This is a genomic window from Ruegeria sp. BI11 (genome assembly GCF_056538005.1).
On the sequence record NZ_JBQFSM010000007.1, the window covers coordinates 192,574 to 217,047 of the forward strand.

Here is a 24,474-nt window from a genome sequence, read left to right on the forward strand (position 1 = left end):
GCAAAACCGAATGACTGACGTTTCCAAACGCGACCCAAAACTGGTGATGCGCCTAGCGCGGCTGGGATCAATGCACCAGTCGCGCCTGTCATTCATGCGCATTCTGACACGGCGGTTGGCCCGCGAAAACTGGCGGTTTGAACAGACCGCGTTCGAGATTGACGAAAACGGTGTCGGTCATGCCGTTTATACCGCCCACGGGCCGGACGCATCATATTCGCTGATCGCTTATGCCCATGACCTGCCGCCCGAGAAACGTTCAGACCGGGTGATTGCCGAGGCCTGGGACGCCACTTTCACATTGTTCGATGGTGTCCCAACTGCGGGCGACATCGAACGCCTGTCGCACAATATCCCGGTGCAGGAAGCCGGGCGTGTGACTGGAACCGAATTGTCGGTCTCACGCGCAAATCGGTCCGTGCGTCTGTGGGAACATGTCGTCAGCGAACTGGCTGAGGGACGTCAGCCATCAGTCTCGAAAATCCAAGACGTCGGTTACCTGATGCGCACGACTGCCGTTTACGGCTCGGGAAAACTGGGGGCCGCAGACCGCGAGATGATCGCCGACCGCCCTGAATTTCGCGTGCCGTTCCAGGTCGAAATGCTCTCGGTCTATTTGACGCGCTGGTTCATAACCGATCTGGTGCAACACATGGCCGACGCGCGTGCGGCCAAAACCGGAAGCCAAGCTGCGCAGCTGGACCCCGGGATTGCCCGTTCGATCGGTATTGGCAATTCGACAGGTCTGGGCATGGCGCCGTTCCTGCTGAACCACCCGGTGCTGTTCAACAACTGGATGGCGGCACGCGAGCGGGCCATTCAGGCCGTGCGTTCGGTTGAAAAGGCAACTGAGGCGGAGATCACTCTGTTTCGGGAAATGTTGGCGCGCAACACGCAGATCGTTGAAACGTGGCATTCCGAACACCCGATCCAGATTGAAAAACTGGTTGCTCTCCGTGGTGACGTCTCCAAGGTCACCAACTATTTGGCCAGCGCTGATCTTGGCGCGAATTATCCTTGGAACGCGCTGTATTTGTGGGCCGAGACGAACCTGACCCTGGAAGGGCAGGAATGGATCGCTTCGCTGATCCTGGAACCATACGGAGTACTGGTGGACGGGTTCGCCGAAAGCATGGCGGCAGACAACACCGCGACCTTCCGAATTTCGGGCGCCATGAAGATCGGCGACCTGCGGGCTCTGCTAAAGGATATCTACGGCTGGGCAATCGAGACGGATTGGACGACCCCGGCCAGCAAGGCCCGTGCCTGGTACGTTTCGGAAGAAAAGTTGGAACCGCGCTTGGGCGAACGTTTCGAGGAACCCATTGAAGAATACGAGCAGCCTCTGGCCCCCGGACGGGATGCGGCGCTGTTGTATCAGGCCATCGCCCATTGGTCGGGCGACGCGCAGGTTGCGGATTTCCTTCTGCACCATCCTGAACACCGCCATGTTCTGCGTCGCGTCCAAATTGTGGGTCGCGCGCCCTATGCGGAAATCCGAGACAATACGATCTCGGACCGGGTGCTGCCCATCGACATGTTGCGCTGCAAGCTGTCCTTCTTCGGGGCGACCAAGTTTGATCCCCGCTCAGATCGTTGGGTCCGGATTTGCATGTATGGAAATGCCCCCCTGCCCTACGAATTGACGTCGGAAAATGCCGATTTCTGGGTCTTCCCCGAACTTGAAGGGACCGCGGCATGAGCCATTCTCTGAACGAAATCGAAGCCATGAGCAAACGCGCCGCGCGTGGTGCGGGCCTGTCCTGGGGGCTGGCCGAAGAGGCCGCCAAGGGCACGCGCTGGCTGTCGGCCTTCGGGTTTTCCGGAGCCGGGATGCTGGCCGATCTGCTAGAAATGAACGACCGCATCCCATCGATTGACGTGTCGCCCGTATCGCTCAGCGCCGAAATTTGGCGCGCCCCCACCCGACGGATGAGCCCGCTGATCGCCGGGGCATCGCTGAGCGATTGCGCCGTGCGCCTGATGGATCGGGGCTCGATTACTATGGAAAACGTCAGCCTGCCCTTGTTGGCGGTGCCGTTCATGGGCGCCGCCGCACTGCGTCTGGGTGTACCGGTAGCAGCCGAATGGCAGGGCGCACGGCTGGCAACCGACGGGCGGCAGGTTTGTGTTCAAGCAACGCTCGAAGCGTTGGACGCGCGCCACGCGGAGAGGTTGGTCTTTTCCGCCCCTGCCGAGATGACCGGGCGTCGAGAACCGGTGTTGCGCGCCGATGTGTCCGAGCAGAACTGGAACAGACTCAGCGCCTTTGCCCACCGCACTTTCGCCCCCGCGACCGAGGAAAGCCGCCTGCGCGGAGCCGGTGCGGGCCTGAGTGACAACGACTGAAATGCGGCCCCGCCCCAAGGGGTGCACAACACACACGAACGGGAACACATGATGATCGCCACCGAAACCCTGTCTCTGTCCGAAATCGAAGATCTGGCCTTTCGCGCGCTGGTCAATGCCGGCACATCCGAGGAAAACGCGCGCCCTCTGGCGGTCGCTACTGCGATGACCGAAGCGGATGGGGTGGCGTCGCATGGGCTGGCCTATATTCCGATCTACGCCCAGCATGTTGAATGCGGTAAGGTGGATGGCACCGCAAAACCGGTGGTCGCGCAACCGCGCCCCGCTGTCGTCACGGTGGACGCCGCCACGGGTTTCGCCCACAGCGCGATTGATCAGGGTTTTGAAAAACTGATCCCGCTGGCGCGCGAACAGGGTGTTGCGGTTCTTGCAGTCAACAACTCATACAATTGCGGTGTTCTGGGCGTGCATACGCAGCGTCTGGCACAAGCCGGTCTGCTGGGTATTGGCTTTACCAATGCTCCGGCCTCGATTGCGCCTTCGGGGGGTGCGAAGCCCGTTGTTGGCACCAATCCTTTCTCTATCTCCGCCCCCGATGCCGACGGCAATGCTGCGCTGCTGATTGATCAATCCGCCAGCACAATCGCGAAAAGCGAGGTGATGAAACACGCCCGCGAAGGTCAACCCGTTCCCGAAGGCTGGGTGCTGGATGTCGATGGGCAACCAACCACCAACCCCGAGGCTGGCCTGAAAGGCTCGATGGTGCCCTCGGGCGGCTACAAAGGCGTGGGCATTGCGCTGACGGTCGAGCTGATGGCCGCTGCAATGGCAGGTGCTGCGCTGGGGTCAGTGGCAAGCCCGTTCTCGGGCACGGCGGGCGGCCCGCCGAAAACCGGTCAGTTCTTCATCGCAATTGATCCGCAGGCGACGTCGGGCGGGCTGTTTCAGGACAAGCTGTCTGCGCTGATCGACTCGGTTCGCTCGCAAGACGGCGCTCGCTTGCCGGGTGACGGTCGCAAGAAATTCCGGGAGAGTGCCGCAAAAGAAGGTGTCGCTGTCAACGCCGCCCTTCTGGAAAAGGTCCGCGCGCTTCTGTGACGCGAAGAAGCGAAAAACGGACGGAGAAGGACAAACTGAACTGCGCCCCACCTGTAAACTTCGCCGGAATGGCGCACTTCCAAAGAAAATAACAAGCCATATACCGACAAGGGAGAACAGAGATGTCGATAAAGGAACCGTTTACGGACTTAGAGATAAAAACCGCGGATGATGGTTTTTATGAGAACTACAGCGTTCCAATTGCGCTGATAAGTAAGGCGATCATGGTTGCGCTAGTGCTTTGGGCTTTGGTCTTTCCGGCCAATGCCAATGGCACGCTGGGCAGCTGGAACGGCAAACTTCTGGAAAGCTTCAACGGCTTCTACGTCATCATCGTGGGGCTGTTTTTCTTTTTCCTGGCGGTGGTGGCCATCCTCCCAGGTACGGGCAAGCGGATCATGGGTACGCCTGGCGAAAAGCCCGAATTTTCGAACTTTTCGTGGTTCTCGATGATGTTCGGCGCCGGTCTGGGCGTGGGCTTGATGGTGTTTGCAACGGCCGAACCGCTGGGTCTGTGGGGCTCGAACCCCGTGGTGGTTGCTGGCCATGTTCCGGGCAATGAGCCCGAGGCGGTTCAGTCGGCCTATCGCTATACCTATCTGCATTACGGCTTTCACGCCTGGGCAATCTATGTGGTGACCGGCCTGTCGCTGGCCTACTACGCCTATACGCGCAACATGCCACTGACGATCCGGTCTGCGCTTACGCCGCTGTTTGGCAAGCTGATGAACGGCTTTCTGGGTCATGTGGTTGATGTGCTGGGTGTGGTTGCCACCATTCTGGGTGTGTCGGTCACCATCGGCTATGGTGTTAGCCAATTTATCGACGGGGTCTATGCAATTACCGGAATGCAATGGGTGATGGACCTGAGCGGTGAGGTGCCGGCGCCATCCAAGGTGGGCCTGATTGCGGGTCTGGTCGTCATTATGATGCTGTCGATCATCTCGGCTGTGTCCGGTGTTGGCCGCGGGGTCAAGTATCTGTCGAACCTGAACCTTGTGCTGTCGATTATCCTACTGGGTACGTTTGTGGTGTTTGGCTCATTTGTCTTCGCCATGACCACGTACGGCTCAGCGATGGTTGATTATATCTTCCACTTCCTCTCGCTTAGCTTTGGTGCCTACGGTCCGCTTTCGGCTGAGGCCTTTGCAGCAGCTCTGCCTGTCGAGGCTCAGGCACACGCCAATGACCTGATGGGTGGCGCAACCAACGCCTGGGGCAGCTTTGACGGCTTCAAAAGCGGTCTGGAAGGCGCAGCCGCCGAACTGGACGAAGCAACCCTGGCCGCTGCGTATGCCGCGGGTGAGCAGGGCCGTCAGTTTGGCTGGCAGTCGGGCTGGACCACGTTCTACTGGGCATGGTGGATTGCGTTCTCGCCATTTGTGGGCCTCTTCCTGGCTCGCATTTCAAAGGGCCGCACCGTGCGCGAATTCATCCTGGGCTGCGTGTTCGCTCCGGCGCTGGTCTGCTTTGCTTGGATGACCGTTTTGGGCGGCACTGCAATTGATCTGGAACTGGCCGGCGCGGCAGAGGGTGCGATCATCGGCGCATCGAACACCAACAAGCTGTTCGTGACCCTGTCTTACATGATCGACGGTGGTCTGTTGTCTATGCTGAACGTGATGTGCGTGATCTTGATCATGACCTTCCTGGTGACCTCTGCGGACTCGGGAATTCTGGTGATGAACACAATCATGTCGGGCGGCAGCCAGGAGACCGGCGTTAAGCATCGCATCATCTGGGGTGTGATCCTGACCGCTGTGATCGGCGCGTTGATCCTTGCGGCGGGTGAGAATAACCCGATGGACGCACTGCGCAACGCCATGATTATCGGTGCTCTGCCGTTCACCATGGTGATGGGCCTGATGTGCATCTCTCTGGCCAAGGCGCTTTATCGCGACGGACAACGCGAAAAGCACGAGGGTGCCGGAGCGCAAGCGGCCGAGTAGTCCCTTATCATCAAATCAACATCAATGACGCCGCCTGTACAGGCGGCGTTTTTCTTCGTACCTCTGTGGCACTAATCATGAAGTGAGCCCTCTAGGCTCACTTCGGTCCGGCGTTGATCCGAACGGGCTGAGGTACTTTCCGCAGGTTCTTGATGACGAGAGTAGGTGCACCGCCCACTCCAAAACGTCATAGAGCGCCGATCTGTTTCACTCATGAGCCGCTTCAGTTTTTCATCATTGGAACATCCGTCCTAAACAACATGTTCATAATTGCTGTAGGTTTGGGAAGCCAAGATTTGCAAGTCATCGGGAAGGGTGGCTGTACGGTTCCAATTCGCAATCAGGATTGGAAGTTTCATGCTTTACGTCAAAATTATACTTGGAAGACGGCCGGCTTAATACCCAGTTTTCATCTACTATCCACGTAACCGAATTTCTGTCCACTTGTGCTTTTTGCCCCACAGTTTCTGTCGCCACTGACAGAATCATCGAATGCGCATCAAAGCTGTGCGCAGTGATTTGTCACACTTCAAAACCCCCGATTAGTCGTTGAAGTATTTGGACCCGTAGCTGCTGCAGTGAGGGTTGTTCCGCATCAAAAAATAAACGTTTTTCCCGGGCCGAGCTAAAACAAGTAATTCGAATACATCTGCTGCTTCAGTCGGGTAACGGCTATGCAAAATTGGTAATCCTACTTTACCAATCTAGTAGCTACCTTGGGTGCACAAACACAAGGAGAAAAACTATGCTCAGCAACACACAGTATTTCGAACTGATCAACAACGCTCGGAAAGAACGTGGTGCGTCCCTGTTCCGTTTCCTCTTCCGTTCGAATTTCTTTTCGTTCAAAGCGCCCCAACCCGCAACGAAAACGAGTTGAACGTCGCCCGATTGATGTGAATGGGGTTAGCTAAGTAGCATCCAGGAAATTCAGGTATTGAAATCCATAATGGTCCTGCTGACCAACAAAGATGTGCCACTCGCCAGACCCGCATCCTTAGTCAACGCTCGCGCAACGCAGTGGCAACCCGTTGCGCCAAGGGGGTCAACGACCCCTTCTTGCAATCTCCAGATTGGAAATCACACTAACAACGGTCGGCTATCTGGCATAGATGAACGCCGGCAGAAAATAATCCTGCCGACGCTTCTTGCCGTTCACGGCCTATGCAATCTGCAAGAACGGATTTTCTTGCTTTAGAGCATCAAGAATATTTTCGGGGCTGCTCGCCCCGTACGGATCTGTCTGACAATTGTCTTCAAATCCGGGTTCCTCGAACCACCCAGCGATTGTTCCGTCCATGACCAAGGCAGCGTAACGCCAGGATCGCATGCCAAATCCAAGATTGTCTTTTGACACCAGCATGCCAAATTTCCGCGTGAATTCACCCGATCCATCTGGAATGACTTTTACGTTCGAGAGGTCCTGATCCTGTGCCCATTTGTTCATGACAAATGAATCGTTCACGGACATGCAGTAAATGTCCGTCACGCCATGTTCACGGAACTCTGGCATCAGCTTTTCGAAATTGGGAAGCTGATAGGTCGAACAGGTGGGCGTGAAGGCTCCGGGCAGCGAAAACAGGATCGCACGTTTGCCGCCGAACAGATCAGAAGTGGTCGGGTGGACCCATTTGAACGGGTTGTCACCGCCAATGGTTTCATCCCGTTCTCTGACCTGGAATGTAACCTCCGGCAGTTTCATACCAATTCTGGACATAGATTATTTCTCCTCAAGTTCGCCTGTTTCAGGAATGATATTTTCGCGCGGCTCTTCACGCATTTGCGCCGCAACCACCCAGTATCCCATCCCCATGATGACCGACCCGGCGATGATGTTGCCGAAGGTCACAAAAAGCAGGTTGCGTACGGCATCCATGACGGAAACCGAACCGGGTGCATCGGCAAGGATGGATACCGAAAAGACTGTCATGTTGGCGACGGAATGTTCAAAACCTGCCGCAATGAATGCCAACAGACACCAAAAGATGATGGCGCATTTCGCCATATCATTTTGCGTACGTTGCGAGCACCAGATCGCCAGGCACACCAGCCAGTTGCAAAGGATTGCACGGCAAATCAATTCCAGTGCAGGAGCATTTGCTTTCTTCTCGGCCACTGCCATCAGAACGGAAGTGGATTCATTGCTAAGAACCAGCCCCCCGCCTCCGGCGACGAACAGAACGCTAAGTAGGAATGCACCCAGAAGGTTGCCGCCCCAGCTCATCGACCAGGTCCGAGCCAGTGCGCCCATATCCGTGCGATTTTCGAGACGACCGATGGTCATATACATAGTGTGGCCAGTGAACAGCTCAGCACCGGCAAAGATCACCAGGGTAAGTGCAATGCCGAAACACGCGCCCATAATCAGCGGACGTAGCTCGAGCAGTGCGGCCTGACCGACCGAAAAGATCAGCAGGATGCCGAAACCGATAAACGCGCCGGCTTTGGCTGCAAGAATGGCGAAGGCCAGAGGGTGATTTCTGGCCAGCCTTGCTTTTGCCTCCGCGGTGGAGGCAAAAGCGTTGATTGTGTCTTGATAGGACAAGGTTTCAGACCCTTTTAGTCAAACACGACACCGGGCAACCACAGCGCAATCTGTGGGAAGGAGATCACCAGCGCCAGACCCACCAACTGGATCAGAACGAACGGGATGATGCCCTTGTAGATATGCGTCATGGTCACGCCAACCGGGGCAATCCCTTTCATGTAGAACAGGGTGATCCCGAAAGGTGGTGTCAGGAACGATGTCTGCAGGTTGATCGCTACAAGAAGCGCGAACCAGGTCAGCATGTCTTTCGACTGCACGTGATCTCCGAAATCCAGGCCAGCGATGATCGGGGCAAAGATCGGGATAACGATCAGGGTGATCTCGATCCATTCCAGGAAGAAGCCCAGAATAAACACGATCCCCATCACCGCGAACAGCGCAACCCACGGACCCAGACCAATCGCGTGCACGAAGTCCTCGAACAGGAAGTCGCCACCCAGCGAACGGAACACATAGGCAAACGCGGTCGCACCCACAAAGATAAGGAACAGCATCGCGTTCGTCATCATCGAGCGGCGCAGAACGTCAGCTAACACTTTCATGTTCAGACGCTTGTTGAACAAGGCCAGCAAAGTTGCACCAAAGGCGCCAACACCGGATGCTTCGGTCGGTGTGGCCCAGCCAAAGCCGATGGAACCCAGAACCAGCAACATCAGCGCGATCGGCGGCACAAAACTGCGCAAGACCAGCTTGATCAGTTCAACCGTGTTTTCCGGGCCTTCGTCCACGCCGATCGAGGGCGCGGCGGTAGGATTGAAATAGCCGACACAGAAGATGTAGACCATGAACAACCCGGCCAGCATCAGACCTGGCAGCAAGGCGGCGACGAACAGGGTGCCAACCGAAGTCGACAACAGGTCAGCCATGATAACCAGCATGATGCTTGGAGGAATCAGGATACCCAGCGTCCCCGCAGCACCGATCGTGCCGGTGGCCAGTGACTTGGAATAACCACGCTCCAACATGACGGGCAGAGCCATCAGCGTCATCATGATAACACTGGCGCCCACGATGCCGGTTGTTGCGGCCATGATCGTTCCCATCATGGTAACGGCCAGAGCCAACCCGCCAGGCATGCGACGCAGCAGGATCTGCAGGCAGTAGAGCAGATCGTTAGCCACGTTACTGCGTTCCAGCATTGTGCCCATCAGGATGAACATCGGGATCGCGGTCAGGATCAGGTTCTCACCCACACCGCCGTAGATACGGATGTAGATGTTGAAGAACTCACCCAGCGAAAACACATCCAGGAAGTAGCCGAAGCCAGCGAACAGCAGGCCAACTCCACCCAGAACGAAGCCCACGGGAAAGCCGGTAAACAGCAGTACAGCGAGCACAGCAAACATGAATGCTGGCAGTAGATCAATGAAGGTCATTTTCTTTTCCGATTTCTTGGCGGGCCAGCTTAGTGTGCCGCGCTCTCGGGGGTGCTTTGGTCAAGGCCGACTGACTCACGCAGTCGCTCAGCGATCAGCTGTTGCTGTTCTTCGCTGCCAAACAGCCAGATGATACGTCGCATGATGACGGCCAAGCCACTCAGCAACAGGGTCAGCATTCCAAGCATCAAAAGTGTTTTGATGATCCAGCGGTCCGACAGACCGGTACCGGCTGACGAAATTTCTCCGGTAACGTAGGATTCCCACGCGAAGAGAACGCCGCAATACACCAGAATGGCGCAGTAGGGTACGACGATGAGTGTACAGCCGATTAGTTCGACCCAGTGTTGTGCGCGTTCAGACAGTGAACCGCGGAACAGGTCGATCCTGACATGTGCTTCTGCGAGATAGCCATAGCCAAGGCAAAAAGCGAACAGGATAATATGAAAATGCCATTCAAGTTCCTGCAGTTTTGTCGACCCGAGTACAAAGAACCGGCGTGACACAACGTCGAACATGATGACCCCCATCAATGCCAGCGCAGCCCAGTTAGACGCACGGCCTATCTTGCAGATGAGGTGATTCAACCAAACGCAGAGGTTCGTTAAGGTTTGCATCGGAAACCCTTTCATTGGGTAGAAACTCCCCGGAACACCTGTCAGTGCTCCGGGGCAATTACAGGTTTCTTACTTTAGCGGTCGAGGTAACCGACGTCGTTCCAGGTCTTATGCTGATCGTGCCATGTACGGTACGAGTCATATGCACGTTTGAACGTTTCGTCCTGTTCAGACAGTTCGTTCGCGACCTCGACCCAAGTTGCTTCCAGATCCGCCAGAATTTCTGGTGACCACTGGTGGATGGTGACACCTTGTTCAACCATTTTCGCCAGTGCTTCAGGCTGAGCGCCTTCACCTTCGGCAATGGCCTGACGTACGTTGTCGCCACAAACCATTTCCAACTGAGCCTGCTGCGTATCGCTCAACGCATCCCATTTGTCTTTGTTGATCATGAGATCGTAGATAGTTGCAGGCTGGTGCCAGCCCGGGAAATAGTAGTTTTGAACGATCTGGTAGAAGCCCAGGTTCCAATCCACCGACGGTGCCGCAAATTCGGTGGCGTCGATGGTGCCCAGTTCCAGCGCCGGGAAGATGTCTCCACCTGCCAGCAACTGAGTCGAAGCACCCAGCTTGTCGAGCACCAGAGCGCCCAGACCCAGGAAGCGGATTTTCAGGCCTTCGAAGTCTTCAACCGAGTTGATTTCTTCTTTGAACCAACCGGATGCTTCCGGGATCATGCCACCGCAGTGAATGCCGTGCATGTTGTGCTTGGCGTACAGCTCTTCATAGATTTCCTTGCCGCCGTGATTGTTGAACCACGCCAACATACCCGGCCAATCGGGACCGAATGGAATGGCTGAGAAGAGTGCGAACGCAGGTTCGCGACCATACCAATAGGCAGGCGTCGAATAGCACAGATCGATAGAGCCCGCCTTGACTGCATCAAAGCATTCGGATGGTGGGATCAGTGCGCCTGGTTCAAAAAAGCGGATTTGGAAGTTGCCGCCTGAAACCCGCTTGATCTTGTCTTGTAGATCGCGACCAACAGTACCCGCATGTGGGGCCTTGCTGGGGAACCAGCTTTGCATTTTCCAGCGGACTGGCTTGTCTTCTGCCATTGCCGCACCGGCGATCAACGCACCAACGGACAGCGCCGCGATGGTTTTGATTGTCTTTCCTAGCATTTTATCCTCCTGCTGGGTTTAGATGTATTTTTTGTGCATTTTTTTGGGGCAATGAGCCCGGTTGAAACGTGAAAACGCCCACTGGCTTAACCAGTGGAGGCCCTCTTTGCGCCTTTTCTGGACAAAAGGTCGAACTTGTCTTTTACGTCCGCCCACATTTCAGCGTCCGCAGGCACTTCGCCCTTGGTTGTGATGTTCGGCCAGACTTTGGAGGCCGCAACATTGATGCTGACCCATTTCTTTTCACACTCAGTGTGCTGCATGATGGCGTCCACCGGGCATTCGCTTTCGCAAATCCCGCAGTCGATGCACTCATTCGGGTTAATAACGAGAAAGTTCTCGCCCTCGTAGAAGCAGTCCACCGGACATACTTCGACACAATCCTGATGCTTGCAGTTGATGCAACTTTCCGTAACGATATATGCCATTTTTGTATTCCGAATTGAGCGTCGTAATGTGACTTTGCCCGCACCAAAGGTGCGGGCAGAATCAGGATTTTTTAGGCTTCGAACTCTTCGCCCCAACCTTTGGCGTCGTCGTCTTCGTAGAAGCCAGCAGTTTCTTCGAACATGTTGGGCTTACGGTAGACGGCCAGCAGGACGCAGCCTTCGTCCGAATAGGTCTGATGGTACGAACCCGGATGGCGCCATACGAACTCACCGGCGCGGCAGATACCGTCGTGGTCGTAGAACGAGCCTTCCAGAACATAAGACTGCTCTAGCTCAGGGTGCTTGTGAAACGGCAGGGTTGCGCCCGGCTCCCACTTCAGAAGGCAGGTCATTTCGCCTTCTTCTTTGTTTTCGTACAGAACCTTTACCTGAATACCTTCGAACTGGCTCGGACCCCATTCGATTCCTTTCGGATCGACGTAAACAGATCCACCAATTGTCGGTTCAACCTTGGGCTTGCGTTTCTCGGTCATTGCTCACTCCTTGATGCGACTGGAAACCATGTTTCCTGCGTGAAAACTAGTTTCCAGAATTACGTGAGTCAACAAGTTATGTTTCCAAATAGTCACCTCACTGGAAAATTGCGCTTAATACACGCGGTGCCTAGATCCACTTAAAGTCTATTAAAATAATGTCTTAGACATCATCACTGTTGGCAGATCTGAAAGTGAAAATATTTTTCAATTAACTGGTTAAGTTGCCATACAGGCAACTTTGTTTCCGATTCCACTTGCGAAATTGACTATCTATTATTAAAAGTGAGACCACGTTTGGTGAGAGAAGCGCCCGCATCCGGCGTGCGCTACGAGCAACAAATCGAGGTTGAAGAAGCAGTAATGGAGGCATTGGAACAATCCATTGGGCGCAAGCTCAAGGAGCTGCGCCTAGCACGTGGGGCAACCCTTGCAGACGTCACTGAAATGACCGGACTGACTAAGGGATACCTGTCAAAGATCGAAAACGGGCGTCAGATGCCCCCCATCGAGACGCTGGCAAAAATATCTGCAGGGCTGAATGCTGACATCGCGTATTTCTTTCAGAAAGATGACAGCGATGATGAGCAAAATGACTTGATTTCCATTGTCAAAGCACATGAACGCAAACGTGTCGTCCGTGGTGCTTCGGCATTTGGTTATAATTATGAGGCGCTCGCCTACAAGAAGAGCAACAAATCCTTTGAACCTTTCATCTTCACTTTCCCAAGCGATGAAGATGAAAGCGAAACCCCTTCATTTACGCATGAAGGTGAGGAGATGCTGTATATTCTCGAAGGCACAGTTCGGCTCATCCTGGACGGTGTTGAACACATCCTGACTGCGGGTGACTGCGCGTACATAGATTCGACAGTTCCCCATCGCGGCAGCGCTGTGAACGGAACCGCCAGAGCATTGGTTGTCATCTATCGGGACAAATCCGACGAGTCCGACGACCACTAGAACATTCCACCCAGGGAGAACGATATGAACTATGGGATTCTAATCTACGATGGAGTTGAGCCGATCGATATCGGCGCAACTTTCGGAGTATTGTCTATGGCGAAGCGCATTGCCCCTGAGATTAATGCAATTGGCATCGCCAAGAATGTCGGTGAAGTCATATGCTCCAATGGTTTGAAGTGCATCGCCGATATGTCCTTCGAAACTGCGGCTGACGCAGATATTGATGAACTGATCGTAACCGGCGGACCCGGTTGGGTTGAGGCAAGCAAGGACCTTGCGACACAGGATTACATTCGCGGATTTCACAGAAAGCCAAAGGGACAACTTTCGGCGATCTGCACCGGTGCGATGATTCTTGAAACCTCGGGCGTTCTGGGCGGTCATACCACGACTAAGACGCGCGTATATGAAGGTGAAAAGCCTCCCTCTGAAATGCTTGAGGAAAAGGGTTTCTCGATCAAAGAGGCGGCGCTGGTCAAATCCGACGGTATTCTGACAAGCGGTGGTGTGACACTGGGGATCGACGCGCTGTTTCATCTGCTTGAGCGGAACCACGGTGAAAAGGTTGCCCAGGAAGTGGCCTATGTCATGGAATACGACCGCGCGCTGGCTGCGAACCGTGAACACAGAGGCTATGCGTTCTCCCATTAACGCGCTGAATGTGTGACCGAGTGGCCCAAAGCCCTGAAACTTTTGGGTCCCTCTCTCAGTAGATGCAAACGTCATGTAATGGCCTGCACCCGCCAATCGGAGCAGGCCATTTGGCGTTCTTTGGTGTTTTGGACGAGTACTGGTCGCAACTGTTCTGAGCTTTTCATGGCATGCCGCTTGTGGCCAGGCATTAGTGGTTCAAGTTGCCGGTATGATCGAAATCTCAGACTAAAAATACGACTTGATCCAAATTTGGGATTTTCCATTTTCAAACTGTTTTTACAATGTACCTAAGCCCAGCCTTCGAAAGGCCGGGTTCGCAGGTCGCTATGGCCCAAGCAAGAAAGCAGAACCAATGACCGAAGCCTATATTTGCGACTACATACGAACACCCATTGGCCGCTTCGGCGGCGCTCTGGCCCCGGTACGCCCAGACGACCTGGGCGCGTTTCCACTGCGTGCGCTGATGGCGCGTAATCCACAAGTCGACTGGGAGGCCGTCGACGACGTAATCTTCGGTTGCACAAACCAGGCTGGTGAAGACAACCGCAACGTTGCGCGTATGTCGCTGCTGTTGGCGGGTCTGCCCGAGGCGGTACCTGGAACCACCATCAATCGCCTTTGCGGGTCGGGCATGGACGCGGTGATCAACGCCGCGCGTGCGATCCGCGCTGGTGATGCGAATCTGGTGGTGGCTGGCGGCGTCGAAAGTATGTCACGCGCGCCATTTGTAATGCCCAAGGCCGAGAGCGCTTTTTCTCGCTCGAACGCGATATACGACACGACAATCGGCTGGCGCTTCATCAACCCGCTGATGAAAAAGCAATACGGTGTCGAATCCATGCCGGAAACTGCTGAGAATGTTGCCGAGGATTTCGACATCACGCGTGAGGCGCAGGATGCATTCGCCCTGCGTAGCCAGGAACGTGCGGCCGTAGCTATCGCCTCGGGCCGGATGGCGCAGGAAATCACTCCGGTCGAGGTGCCGCAGCGCAAGGGCAGTCCGGTTCTTTTCGAAACCGATGAACATCCCCGCGCCACGACATCAGAGAAGCTCGCCAGCTTGCCTACGCCTTTCCGCGATGGCGGGACAGTCACCGCTGGCAACGCCTCGGGCATCAACGATGGTGCAGCCGCGTTGATCATCGCCTCGGCTGAGGCCGTCGGGAAATACGGCCTTTCACCGCTAGCCCGCATAATGGGCGGTGCGTCGGCGGGTGTGGCTCCTCGGATCATGGGCATTGGCCCGGTTCCGGCGACGCAAAAGTTGTGCGACCGGCTGGACTTAATACCAAAGGATTTCGATGTGATCGAACTGAACGAGGCTTTTGCCGCGCAGGGTATCGCGGTTCTGCGCGGTTTGGGCTTGCCCGAAGATAGCGCGCAAGTGAACCCCAACGGCGGGGCCATCGCTTTGGGGCACCCGCTGGGCATGACAGGGGCCCGGATCACCGGGACGGCGGCGTTGGAATTGTCCCTTAGCGGCAAGAAACACGCGCTGGCCACCATGTGCGTTGGCATTGGTCAGGGCATCGCCATCGCGCTGGAAGCAGTGTGATCTGAATCACCGGCAAAGACCGAGAGCTGGCACTGGATCATTGTAACCCTGCACTGTCATACCCGCGTTGTTCGAACGCCCCGGAAGCCTTTAGCTGACTGGCTCCTTCAGCGATGCGACTGCTTTTTCAATTCTGCGCAGAGCTTCCTGCAGTTCCTCGCTGGATGTGGCATATGAAATCCTGAAGAACGGCGAAAGACCAAACGCTGAACCGGGAACGATTGCTACATCGTGTTCTTCCAGTAAATAGGCGCAGAAGTCAGCGTCTGATTCCAGCACCTTACCTGATGGGGTCTTTTGCCCAAGAACACCACCGCAATTTGCGAAGGTATAGAAGGCGCCTTCCGGCGTCCGGCAGGTGATTCCGTCGATTGCATTCAACCCGTCCACGACCATGTCGCGGCGTTTGCAAAAATCAGCGGCGCGCTCGGCCAGTACGTCTTGCGGACCGTTCAAGGCCTCAACCGATGCTGCCTGCGAAACCGAAGATGGGTTCGACGTTGATTGGCTCTGAATGACAGCCATGGCCTTGATCAGTTCAAGCGGACCACCGGCATATCCAATGCGCCAGCCCGTCATCGCGTATGCTTTAGATACACCGTTGATGGTCAGCGTTCTGTCTTTCAGACGCGGCTCGACCTGTGCGGGGGTGACGAATTCGAACCCATCATAGACAATGTGTTCGTACATATCGTCTGCCATGATCCAGATGCTTGGGAATTCCAGCAGCACATCCAGCAAGGGGCGGAAATCTTCAGCGCGGTAAGCGACCCCGGACGGGTTAGAGGGAGAGTTGAACAAAACCCAGCGGGTTTTATCCGTAATGGCTGCGCGTAGGGCATCCGCCGTCAGGCGAAATCCGTTTTCGTCACCACAAGGCACAAGTACCGGGACGCCGCCTGCGACCGCGACGATATCGGAATACGAGGTCCAATACGGCGTGGGAATGATGACTTCATCGCCGGGCTCGAGGCTGGCCATGAAAGCGTTGAACAAAACCTGTTTGGCACCGGTTGAAACAGTGATCTGGTTGAGATCGAACTCTAGATCGTTGTCGCGTTTGAATTTGGCCTGAACGGCCTGCTTCATCGCAATTGTGCCATCCAGCGCAGTGTATTTGGTATCACCCGCGCGGATCGCCGCGATTGCCGCGTCTTTGATATTGTCCGGTGTATCAAAATCGGGTTCGCCCGCACCCAAGATGATGACTGGGCGGCCTGCGCGCTTCATCTCGGCAGCCTTCATACCTATCTGCAGGATCGTGGAAACGCCGATTGACTCAATTCGGCTGGCTTTGTGAAATTTGGCCATGAAGGGCTCCCCGCGTTTTATCCGAAATGTGCCGCACCAAGCGGACCAGGTGAAGTTGTTCTTTTCAGGTCGGCAGACATCCGACGGATCGTTTCTGGCGTGTATTGCGTAAAGTACGCCTGATTTTTGCGGCCAACGCCATGTTCAGCGCTGAAGCTACCACCAAATTGCGTGACGCAAATACCGATAACCTCATCGCGCAGGCGCTTTTCATAAGCTTCTAGATCATCTGGCGGGCCACCTGGATGTGACAGGTTAAAATGAACGCCGCCATCACCGTAATGCCCGAAATCGCATATCTCTAATTCGGGAAATAGGGATGGCAGATGGTCCTGCATAAAGGACAGAAAATCCATCAGCGTGCCGCGTTCAAAGGCCAGATCAAAGGCAAAGAGATATCCGGCATGCTTCACCCCTTCGGACAACGCATGACGCAGCGCCCAGATTTCCTCGGGGCGTCCGACCAATGCGTCCAAAAGGGGTTCTTCAGGTGATTCCCAAACCTCGGCCAGACAGGTTTCTAGCAGCTCATCGACAGACAGCTCGCCTTCACGCGGGGCCCAGGTTCGGGTTGCCTCCACTAAAATGGCAAACTCTGGAACCTGGCCACCAGCGAACGGGTTACGTAGGCTTGAGGTATGCGCAAAGGCATGGCGCATTGCATTGCCTGACATGCCCTCATAGGCCGAAAGCTGCGGGCCAAGTTTCCGTTCCAGCGCGGCCAGAGTGTCAAAGACGGCATCTTCGGACGACGGAACAAGCAACGCGGTGGCTGTTTGCTGAGGTCGCGGCTCCAGGTTCAGGGTCGCCTCGGTCACGACACCGTATGAACCGACTGTGCCGATGAATAGTTGCTTCCAGTCCACGCCGATGTTGTTTTTGCGCAGGCCCGCTGTCAGGTCCAGCACGGTGCCGTCCTCATCCGCTAGCACAACCTTCAGCCCCAGCGTGTTCTGACGCACGTCCCCATAACGCAGGAATCGTCCTCCGCCGGTATTGGTGGCCACCATGCCGCCGATCATGGGGTCCGCGCTGAGATCAACGGGAAAGAACAACCCATGCTCTTCAAGACGGGCGTTCAACTCGGACAGGCGCATACCAGCGCCTACCCGCACACTGCGATTGCGCAAGTTCAGGTCGAATGTGTCTTTCATCCGATCCAGGCTGAGAACCGCCTGTTTGCCCGAATTATCCGGAGTAGACCCGGAGACGACACCGGTGTTGCCCGATTGCGGGATCACGGAAATGTCCTGCGCCACGCAGCCGGCCAGCATCCGCGAAAGTTCTTCGGTGCTGGCCGGCCGCATGACAAAGGCGGCCTGGCCGACATCGTGGCGCGCACCGATTTCGTATCCCGACAAATCATCCTGTGGTCCGAGGAGGGATTTTTCGGACCCGGCCAAGTCTGCCAGTATTTTCAGGTGATCGCCGCCAGCCATGATCAGGCCGCAACCGCTTTGGCAAAGTGTTCCAGAACCACGTCCTTGGATGCGGCTTCGATTTCAGCATAATGCTTGAACTCGTCCAGAACAGCTGCGCCCAGAGCATTTTCGAACAGGCGCTGATTTGGGCTGCGCTGGAAGGTTTTGGTTTCATCATCACCCAGGTTGGACTGGAATATACCCGCTGCAGAAACCGGCAGGAAGTCTTCGTAGACAACCGGTGCAAAGCCGACCAGCCCACCTTCGATCAGAGCGTCGATGTCCTGGGCCGCATCCGCAACGGCAGATGCGCCTTCTTCGGTCAGGTAGTATTGGAAATACGCCAGCCCCTGCTCACGGATTTCCGACCAAGTGTCCGGGAATTTGGCGAATACTTTTTCCAGCACGGCCATGTATTCTGCGGTGTTCGACCCGTCCGGATTGGGGCGGATTTCAGCGCGCACTTCCTCTAGCAACGCATCGTACAACGCGCGACCTTTTGGGGTCAGCGCAGCACCGCGCTGTTCGATTTCACCAAAGCGCGCAGTATGGTGGCCTTCGGTCCATTCGCCGTTTTCACCTTTGAACAGAACCGCTTCGTTCAGGGCTTTGAACGATGTCTGACGCAGCAGGATCGGGCAGTTCCGTGCAGGCGGGCCTTCGATCACGGCTTTGGGGTCGATACCGTGTTTGGGCATGGCAGTCTGTACCGCGTCGATATCCAGCGTGCGCGGTGTCAGGTGGTTGATGTGAGGGCCGCGGAACGAAACCGCATCCGCAATCAGACGGTGTGCGCTCAGCAGACGGTCAAACAGGTCTTGATCTACCCGCGCGCGCGAATGCCAGCGGAAGGTTTCCAGTGCTTCCTTGACGAATTCTATTGCTTCATCCTCAGTCAGACCGCCTTCGGATTCGGCTTTGGCAACCAGTTCCAGTGCTCGGTCAGTAAAGATCTGACGATCTGTAAGGATTGCTGCCGCCTCGCTGCGCAGATCAACGTCTGCAATGAGGTCCAGTCGCAACAGCGATGTGAAAATCCGAAAGGGGTTCACTGTCAGCGCGTCACCACCAACCGGGCGAAATGCGGTCGAGTGGACAGGGATGCTTGCTACCGAAAGATCGTAGTAGCCCACCGGTTCCATTCCCATCACCGCAAACAACCTGCGCATGGTGTGCAGTTCTTGTTCAGTGCCTAAACGAATGGCCCCGTGACGTTCTTCGGTGATCCGGTCGATCCCGTCGGTATTGCCGAGTTCATTCTTCAGCGCATCGCTTTCTTGCAGCGCAGTTTTGTTGACGCCCTCAACGATATCTACAAGCGTGCCATAGGCAGGAACTTCGTCGCGAAACATGTCGGACATTGCGCGCGCAAATTGGCTGCGGATGGTATTTGGTGTGGCAAAGCTCATATTCAATCTCCTGGATTGACGCCATTTATCGCGGCGTCAGTTGACCGAAGATGTAAGAGGCTAACTCAGTCGGAAAAACACCAAATTCAGACTTAATTCATTCCATTTCGTTCTGTATTTTGGGCTTGCTTTCGAAGCCAATTTTCGAACTTGCGCGCAGGCTCAGATTGCGGACCGTGGGGCCTGACAAGGAAATAGCTTTTCTCAGAGGTAAGCGGCGGCCCTTCCACACGGACCAGTATTTTCGAACCTAATTCCCGAACGACCATGCTGGCCGGGACAATCGCCACACCCAGCCCAGCCAAAGCTGCGGAAATGACCATTGAATACTGATCCAATCGCAGCCCATGCCGCAATGGGACGTCACTTTGCCCAAGCTTTTTAAGCCAATCCTCCCACGCGAATGGGCGGCTTTTGAGGTGTAGCAACGGCGCTGCTGTCAGCCGACTTAGATCAGAAAGACCGTATTTTTCGAAGAAATCGGGTGAACATACCGGAATCATGATTTCGCCAAACAGGCGGGTCATTCTGGTATTTGGCCAATTCTCCAGACCGTAGTGAATGGCAAGCTCACACGGGTCTGTATCAAAGTCGAAAGGCTCCATTCTTGTGTTCAGATGAACCTCGACATCAGGATGGTCTGCGGTGAAGGACGGTAAAATTGGGATAAGCCAGAGGTTGGCGAATGTCGGCAAAGTGGCGATCGAAAGAACCTCTTTGCCCTGCTCGGCCGCAATGGCTTTGTCGACCGAATTCTGAATGTTTGCCAAATCGGAACCGATGGTGCGGGCCAAAGCCTCGCCAGCTGCGGTAAGCGCCACACCCCGGCCTACCCGGACAAACAGCGTGACACCGATGAGGGTTTCAAGCTCTCTTACTTTTTTACTGACCGCACTTTGCGTGATGCGTAGCTCTTCCGCCGCTGACGTAAAACTCAGATGCCGTGCGGCACTTTCAAAACAGCGAAGCGTCGATAGTCCGGGGAGGGCTGGGTATCTCATCTGCTAGTCCAGTCATTGCGTCGTCACCAACCCAACGCTTTGCGCAACATGTTCAGTGCGACCAAAAGCAGGAAAGCGGCGAACACGCGGCGCAGCGGTTTGGGGTCAAGCTTATGGGCGAGTTTTGCTCCGTAAGGCGTTGTCAGGATCGTCATGCATATCACGATTGCAAATGCAGGCAAGTTGACGGCGCCAAGGGTAATTGGCGGCCTTGAGGCCTCGTCGATGCTGAGCAAAAGAAATCCCGGCGCTGAAGGTACGGCGATGGCGAGTCCGAAACCGGCCGCAGTTGCCACGGCCCGGTGAATGGCGACATTGCACAGACTCATCAAAGGCACGCCCAGACTACCACCGCCAATGCCCATCAGCACTGACAAAAGGCCAAGAATGGAGGAAAGCCCTGTGCGCAACACGCTTTGCGGCATTTGTTGGGCCAACCGCCAATGTTCTTTGCCAAGGCCCAGATACAGCGAAACTATAATGCCCAGACTACCAAACAGGGCCTGCAAGTAGATTGAACGAAGCATGGACGCGACCAGCACACCCACAATCGCCCCAAAGACGATGCCGGGGGCCCATTTGCGGATAATTTTCCAATCCACCGCACCATTTTTGTGATGGCTTTGCAGCGACCTGGCCGAGGTGACGATGATTGTTGCCAGAGATGTGCCCAGACAAACCTGCATCAACTGATCGCCGCCATATCCCAGGCTGTCAAAAATGAAATAAAACGCAGGCACCAATACGATGCCGCCACCAACGCCCAAAAGGCCGGCGATAACACCGGCCAGCGCACCTGTCGCAAGCAAAAACAAGAGAAGTGGCAGCAACTCGGACAAAGAAGCCATCTGATAGTCTTTCTAGTGATGTAGTCGTGTTAGTCTGTGGCTGGAACGTAATCACCGGTGATCTGCGCCTCGACATCGGGGCGGCGCTGATACAGGCCCAGAACCTGCCCTTGCATACGAACAAGCGCAGCGATGGTATCAAGTGTCGGCGTCTTGATATCCAGACGCCGGGCCAGCTCCAGAACGGTGCAAACCAATGCATCCAGCTCCATGGGACGGTTTTGTTCGACGTCGTGACGGGTCGAGGGTTTGTGCCCGATGATGTCAGCCCCACCCTGAATGCGGCGCTCGATCGAGACCGTAAAGCGCGCGCCTGCGGCCTCGCCCACCTTTCGGCATTCGGTCATTGCATCACGGATAACAGTTCGGCACGCAGGGTCCGCGCCGATCAGGTCAAGGCTGGCACCTGTGAGGGCGGAAACCGGGTTGAACGAACAGTTCCCCCATAGCTTAATCCACAGCTCATCCCGAATGCGAGGCTTGACCGGAGCGCGCAGCCCCCCTTCGCGCATCAGTTTGGACAACAACATTGCTCGGTCGCTGCGTGATCCATCAGGTTCCCCAAGCGTGAATCTGTCACCGCTTTTGTGATTGACTACGCCGGGTTCCAGGATTTCGCAGGCTGGATAGACCACACATCCGATGGCGCGTTCGGGGCCAAACGCCTTCCACTGTGCGCCATTGGGGTCGACGGTTTCGACCCATTTGTCATTCATCTCTGAACCGGTATTTGCCTTGTGGAAATACCACCAGGGAATTCCATTTACCGCCGAAACGACGGCGGTGTCGTCGGTCAAAAGTGGTTTGAACTGATCGACAATCGCGGGCACCGAATGCGCCTTTAGCGCGATGATGACGTAATCCTGCGGCCCCAGATCGACCGGATTGTCGCTGGCCGCGACCCTAATGGTGTTACGCTTCCCGTCCTTGATGAAGGTCAGACCGTTCTCTTGAATGGCTTTCAAATGCGGGCCGCGGGCGACAAGGCTGACCTTGGCCCCCGCCTTATGCAGAGCGTGCGCCAAATATCCGCCAATGGCCCCAGCGCCGAAGATGCAGATTTTGGTCATGCGTCCTCTCCTAGCCCAAGTTTTTTGTGCAGACCAATACGTTGCAACTTACCGGTGGCGCCTTTGGGGATTTCTTCCAGGATCAGCACCTGACGTGGCACTTTGAACCCGGCCAAACGTTCCGAGGCAAAGCCCCGGATTTCGGCTGGCTGAGCGTCATGCCCTTCGCGCAGTACGACGGCGGCTGCGACCTCTTCGCCCAGTTGCTTATGCGGCACGGCAAAGGTCACGGCTTGGGACACTGCGGGATGATCCATCAGAACCTCATCGACCTCGCGCGGGGAGATTTTTTCACCGCCACGGTTGATGATCTCCTTTAAACGTCCGGTGATCGAGAGATAGCCGTCCTCGTCGAACTGCCCCTGATCACCCGTGCGAAACCAGGTGCCATTCCCTTCCGGATCGGCAAAGAAGTTTTCGGCGTTTGCCTTTTCGTTGGCCTCATAACCCGCAGTGACATTGCGCCCGCGGATAACGATCTCACCCAATTGCCCCGCCTCGCTTGTCAGACCGGTTTGCGTCATCAGGCGCACATCGGGACCCGCTGCTATACCGACCGACCCGGGCCGTTGCGCGCCAGGCGCAATGGGGTTGGCCGTCATCTGGTGGGCCGCTTCGGTCATGCCATAGGCCTCAACCACCGGGCAGTCGAACGTTTCGTTCAACTCAGCCATCACCTGCGGGGGCAGCGACGACGATGATGACCGGATCAGCCGCAGCTTGGCACTCTTTACAACTTCGGCATTGCGCCCGGCACGGGACAGGATCGCCTGATGCATGGTGGGGACGGCCGTGTACCAGCTAGGGGCGGCGTCTTCCATCCAGCCAAACACTTTCAGGGCATTGAAGCCCGGTGTGCAATAGATGGATGCGCCGGTGTGCAACGAAGACAGCACGGCCGCAATCAGACCATGAATGTGGAACAACGGCATGATGTTCAAGCATACGTCGTCTTGGGTCAGTTCCAGCGACGCCGCGACATTGGCGGCAGAAGCAGAGACATTTTCTTGACTGAGCGGTACGATCTTGGGCCTGGACGTGGTGCCCGAGGTGTGCAGCACAAGCGCCTCATCCCGCGGGTTAGCGTCATCCAGCGGCAGCGGAGTGCCGTCCGCAAGCGACAGGTTAAAAAGCCCCGCGGCGGAATCGTCAGCAGAGGTCGCCACTGCGATATCCACATTCAACGCTCTAGCCGCTTGGGCGGCAGGACCGTCGGCGTCATCGGTGATCAGTAGCTTGGCGCTCAGATCCTCGATGTAGAATTTGAACTCGTCCTCTTTGTAAGCCGGGTTTAAGGGAGCCGCGACACAAGCGTTCCCAACGGCCAGAAACGCGGTAGCCATAGGAGCTCCGTTCGGCAACACGATAGCAACTCGGTCCGAGCGCTGAACCCCCGCCCGTCGCAACGCGCCGCCAATTCTGGCAACAAATTCCGTCAGGTCCGCATAGCTGAGCGCTTGCTTCTCTGGTGCTTGAAATGCAGTGGCAGCGGGATTGGCATTCGCAAGCAGTTGCCCAATCGTAGACATTGGCATTTCCCTTCTATTGCGTTTAGAAATCGCGCAGCAGCGATCCGTAGCCTTCAACTTTGTCTTCGATCCCGGCCAGACGCAAACAGTGCCACATGCTAGTCTGGTTCGAAGACAGCACGGGTTTCCCAAGCAACTTTTCAGCCTGATCCAGAATTTCGATGGACCTGAGTGCACCGCAACTCAGGAAAACGGCCTCGGCATCTTTACGGTCCACGTATTGCGCAAACTCCAGCAGGCTTTGCGGTGTCACCAAATTCATTTCCGCATCGGTCATCAGAGAAAGGCCTTCGACGGAGACACAAGTAATGCCCTGGGTAGCAAAATACTCGGCTTCCATCTGATTGATGTCATCGGTGTAGGCCGTGCCCATGGCGATCCGGCTGATACCCATGGCCTTCATCGCTTTGACTGCCCCGGTCAGCAGCGTTGTGGGTTTAACCCTGGGGCGTTTGGCTTGCATCTTTCGGGTGATGTTATCCTCTCCGATAACAAAACTGCCCGACGTGCAGTTGTAGCAGATGACATCGGTATCTTCGCGCGCGGGCATCAGGGTGTCGATTGCGTCGTCCAGCCCCTCTTCCATCGAGGCCAAGCTGTCCACTGTGCAGGTTTCTGGCATCCGAACCCGGGTGAAGTGAACACCCACACCTTCGGGTTTCATAAGGAACATGTCGCGTTCGGTCAGATCGGCATTTGCCACAGCGATAAAGCCGATTTGCGCCCGAGCATGCGGTCCGTCATCGAATTGCGGTGCGAATGTCAT

At 55.8% G+C, this 24,474-nt stretch carries 22 protein-coding genes; 7 read left to right on the forward strand and 15 right to left on the reverse strand.

Annotation, left to right across the window (positions count from 1 at the left end; all coding sequences use genetic code 11):
* Window positions 1-10: 10 nt before the first annotated feature.
* The 4 genes from ACR0DT_RS16215 to ACR0DT_RS16230 all read left to right on the forward strand — a co-directional run bounded on the left by ACR0DT_RS16215 (window position 11) and on the right by ACR0DT_RS16230 (window position 5,357).
* On the forward strand, window positions 11-1,702 hold the full coding sequence (locus ACR0DT_RS16215; RefSeq protein WP_480711759.1) for a hypothetical protein: 1,692 nt from the start codon (window positions 11-13) through the stop codon (window positions 1,700-1,702).
* Complete coding sequence (locus ACR0DT_RS16220) at window positions 1,699-2,349, forward strand: DUF3726 domain-containing protein (RefSeq protein ID WP_480711760.1); 651 nt, start codon at window positions 1,699-1,701, stop codon at window positions 2,347-2,349. The genes ACR0DT_RS16215 and ACR0DT_RS16220 overlap by 4 nt, the downstream gene beginning before the upstream one ends.
* Before the next feature lie 51 nt (window positions 2,350-2,400).
* Window positions 2,401-3,408 carry an Ldh family oxidoreductase gene (locus tag ACR0DT_RS16225; protein WP_480711826.1) on the forward strand — a complete coding sequence of 336 codons (1,008 nt, stop codon included), beginning with the start codon at window positions 2,401-2,403 and terminating at the stop codon, window positions 3,406-3,408.
* Window positions 3,409-3,530: 122 nt separating this feature from the next.
* A complete protein-coding gene (locus ACR0DT_RS16230) occupies window positions 3,531-5,357 on the forward strand; it encodes a BCCT family transporter (protein ID WP_480711761.1) in 1,827 nt (608 codons plus the stop codon).
* 1,162 nt (window positions 5,358-6,519) lie between these two features.
* Here the strand turns inward: ACR0DT_RS16230 and ACR0DT_RS16235 are convergent.
* The 7 genes from ACR0DT_RS16235 to ACR0DT_RS16265 form a co-directional block, all read right to left on the reverse strand.
* Window positions 6,520-7,074, reverse strand: a complete 555-nt coding sequence (locus ACR0DT_RS16235) for a redoxin family protein (protein ID WP_480711762.1) — start codon at window positions 7,072-7,074, stop codon at window positions 6,520-6,522.
* 3 nt (window positions 7,075-7,077) lie between these two features.
* Complete coding sequence (locus ACR0DT_RS16240; protein WP_480711763.1) at window positions 7,078-7,902, reverse strand: formate/nitrite transporter family protein; 825 nt, start codon at window positions 7,900-7,902, stop codon at window positions 7,078-7,080.
* A gap of 14 nt (window positions 7,903-7,916) precedes the next feature.
* Entirely contained in the window at window positions 7,917-9,281 is a 1,365-nt protein-coding gene (locus ACR0DT_RS16245; protein WP_480711764.1) for a TRAP transporter large permease, read from the reverse strand.
* 29 nt (window positions 9,282-9,310) lie between these two features.
* Entirely contained in the window at window positions 9,311-9,913 is a 603-nt protein-coding gene (locus ACR0DT_RS16250) for a TRAP transporter small permease subunit (RefSeq protein WP_480711765.1), read from the reverse strand.
* Between the two features lie 59 nt (window positions 9,914-9,972).
* Window positions 9,973-11,022: a TRAP transporter substrate-binding protein gene (locus ACR0DT_RS16255; RefSeq protein WP_480711766.1), complete on the reverse strand. Its 1,050-nt coding sequence runs from the start codon at window positions 11,020-11,022 to the stop codon at window positions 9,973-9,975.
* A gap of 86 nt (window positions 11,023-11,108) precedes the next feature.
* Window positions 11,109-11,450, reverse strand: a complete 342-nt coding sequence (gene fdxA, locus ACR0DT_RS16260; protein WP_480711767.1) for a ferredoxin FdxA — start codon at window positions 11,448-11,450, stop codon at window positions 11,109-11,111.
* Between the two features lie 71 nt (window positions 11,451-11,521).
* The gene (locus ACR0DT_RS16265; protein WP_480711768.1) at window positions 11,522-11,944 is read right to left on the reverse strand and encodes a cupin domain-containing protein; all 423 of its coding nucleotides are present in this window, start codon (window positions 11,942-11,944) and stop codon (window positions 11,522-11,524) included.
* 300 nt (window positions 11,945-12,244) lie between these two features.
* On the opposite strand from ACR0DT_RS16265, the gene ACR0DT_RS16270 reads away from it, so the two are divergent.
* The 3 genes from ACR0DT_RS16270 to pcaF all read left to right on the forward strand — a co-directional run bounded on the left by ACR0DT_RS16270 (window position 12,245) and on the right by pcaF (window position 15,119).
* A complete protein-coding gene (locus tag ACR0DT_RS16270) occupies window positions 12,245-12,907 on the forward strand; it encodes a helix-turn-helix domain-containing protein (RefSeq protein ID WP_480711769.1) in 663 nt (220 codons plus the stop codon).
* A gap of 24 nt (window positions 12,908-12,931) precedes the next feature.
* Entirely contained in the window at window positions 12,932-13,561 is a 630-nt protein-coding gene (locus tag ACR0DT_RS16275) for a DJ-1/PfpI family protein (RefSeq protein WP_480711770.1), read from the forward strand.
* Window positions 13,562-13,916: 355 nt separating this feature from the next.
* Entirely contained in the window at window positions 13,917-15,119 is a 1,203-nt protein-coding gene (gene pcaF / locus ACR0DT_RS16280; protein WP_480711771.1) for a 3-oxoadipyl-CoA thiolase, read from the forward strand.
* Between the two features lie 90 nt (window positions 15,120-15,209).
* Here the strand turns inward: pcaF and ACR0DT_RS16285 are convergent, their stop codons facing one another.
* The 8 genes from ACR0DT_RS16285 to ACR0DT_RS16320 all read right to left on the reverse strand — a co-directional run bounded on the left by ACR0DT_RS16285 (window position 15,210) and on the right by ACR0DT_RS16320 (window position 24,474).
* The gene (locus tag ACR0DT_RS16285) at window positions 15,210-16,430 is read right to left on the reverse strand and encodes a pyridoxal phosphate-dependent aminotransferase (protein ID WP_480711772.1); all 1,221 of its coding nucleotides are present in this window, start codon (window positions 16,428-16,430) and stop codon (window positions 15,210-15,212) included.
* 17 nt (window positions 16,431-16,447) lie between these two features.
* Window positions 16,448-17,869 (reverse strand): FAD-binding oxidoreductase, encoded by a 1,422-nt coding sequence (locus ACR0DT_RS16290; RefSeq protein WP_480711773.1) that lies wholly within the window; start codon window positions 17,867-17,869, stop codon window positions 16,448-16,450.
* A 2-nt stretch (window positions 17,870-17,871) separates the two neighbouring features.
* Window positions 17,872-19,260 carry a 2-oxoadipate dioxygenase/decarboxylase HglS gene (gene hglS, locus ACR0DT_RS16295; protein ID WP_480711774.1) on the reverse strand — a complete coding sequence of 463 codons (1,389 nt, stop codon included), beginning with the start codon at window positions 19,258-19,260 and terminating at the stop codon, window positions 17,872-17,874.
* 92 nt (window positions 19,261-19,352) lie between these two features.
* Complete coding sequence (locus ACR0DT_RS16300; RefSeq protein ID WP_480711775.1) at window positions 19,353-20,261, reverse strand: LysR substrate-binding domain-containing protein; 909 nt, start codon at window positions 20,259-20,261, stop codon at window positions 19,353-19,355.
* A 23-nt stretch (window positions 20,262-20,284) separates the two neighbouring features.
* The gene (locus ACR0DT_RS16305; RefSeq protein WP_480711776.1) at window positions 20,285-21,109 is read right to left on the reverse strand and encodes a sulfite exporter TauE/SafE family protein; all 825 of its coding nucleotides are present in this window, start codon (window positions 21,107-21,109) and stop codon (window positions 20,285-20,287) included.
* A 29-nt stretch (window positions 21,110-21,138) separates the two neighbouring features.
* The gene (locus tag ACR0DT_RS16310) at window positions 21,139-22,179 is read right to left on the reverse strand and encodes a 2-dehydropantoate 2-reductase (RefSeq protein ID WP_480711777.1); all 1,041 of its coding nucleotides are present in this window, start codon (window positions 22,177-22,179) and stop codon (window positions 21,139-21,141) included.
* Window positions 22,176-23,708 carry an acyl--CoA ligase gene (locus ACR0DT_RS16315; protein ID WP_480711778.1) on the reverse strand — a complete coding sequence of 511 codons (1,533 nt, stop codon included), beginning with the start codon at window positions 23,706-23,708 and terminating at the stop codon, window positions 22,176-22,178. Before ACR0DT_RS16315 ends, ACR0DT_RS16310 begins: the two co-directional genes overlap by 4 nt.
* Window positions 23,709-23,730: 22 nt before the next feature.
* Window positions 23,731-24,474, reverse strand: coding sequence for a maleate cis-trans isomerase family protein (locus ACR0DT_RS16320; RefSeq protein WP_480711779.1), 744 nt, complete (start codon window positions 24,472-24,474; stop codon window positions 23,731-23,733).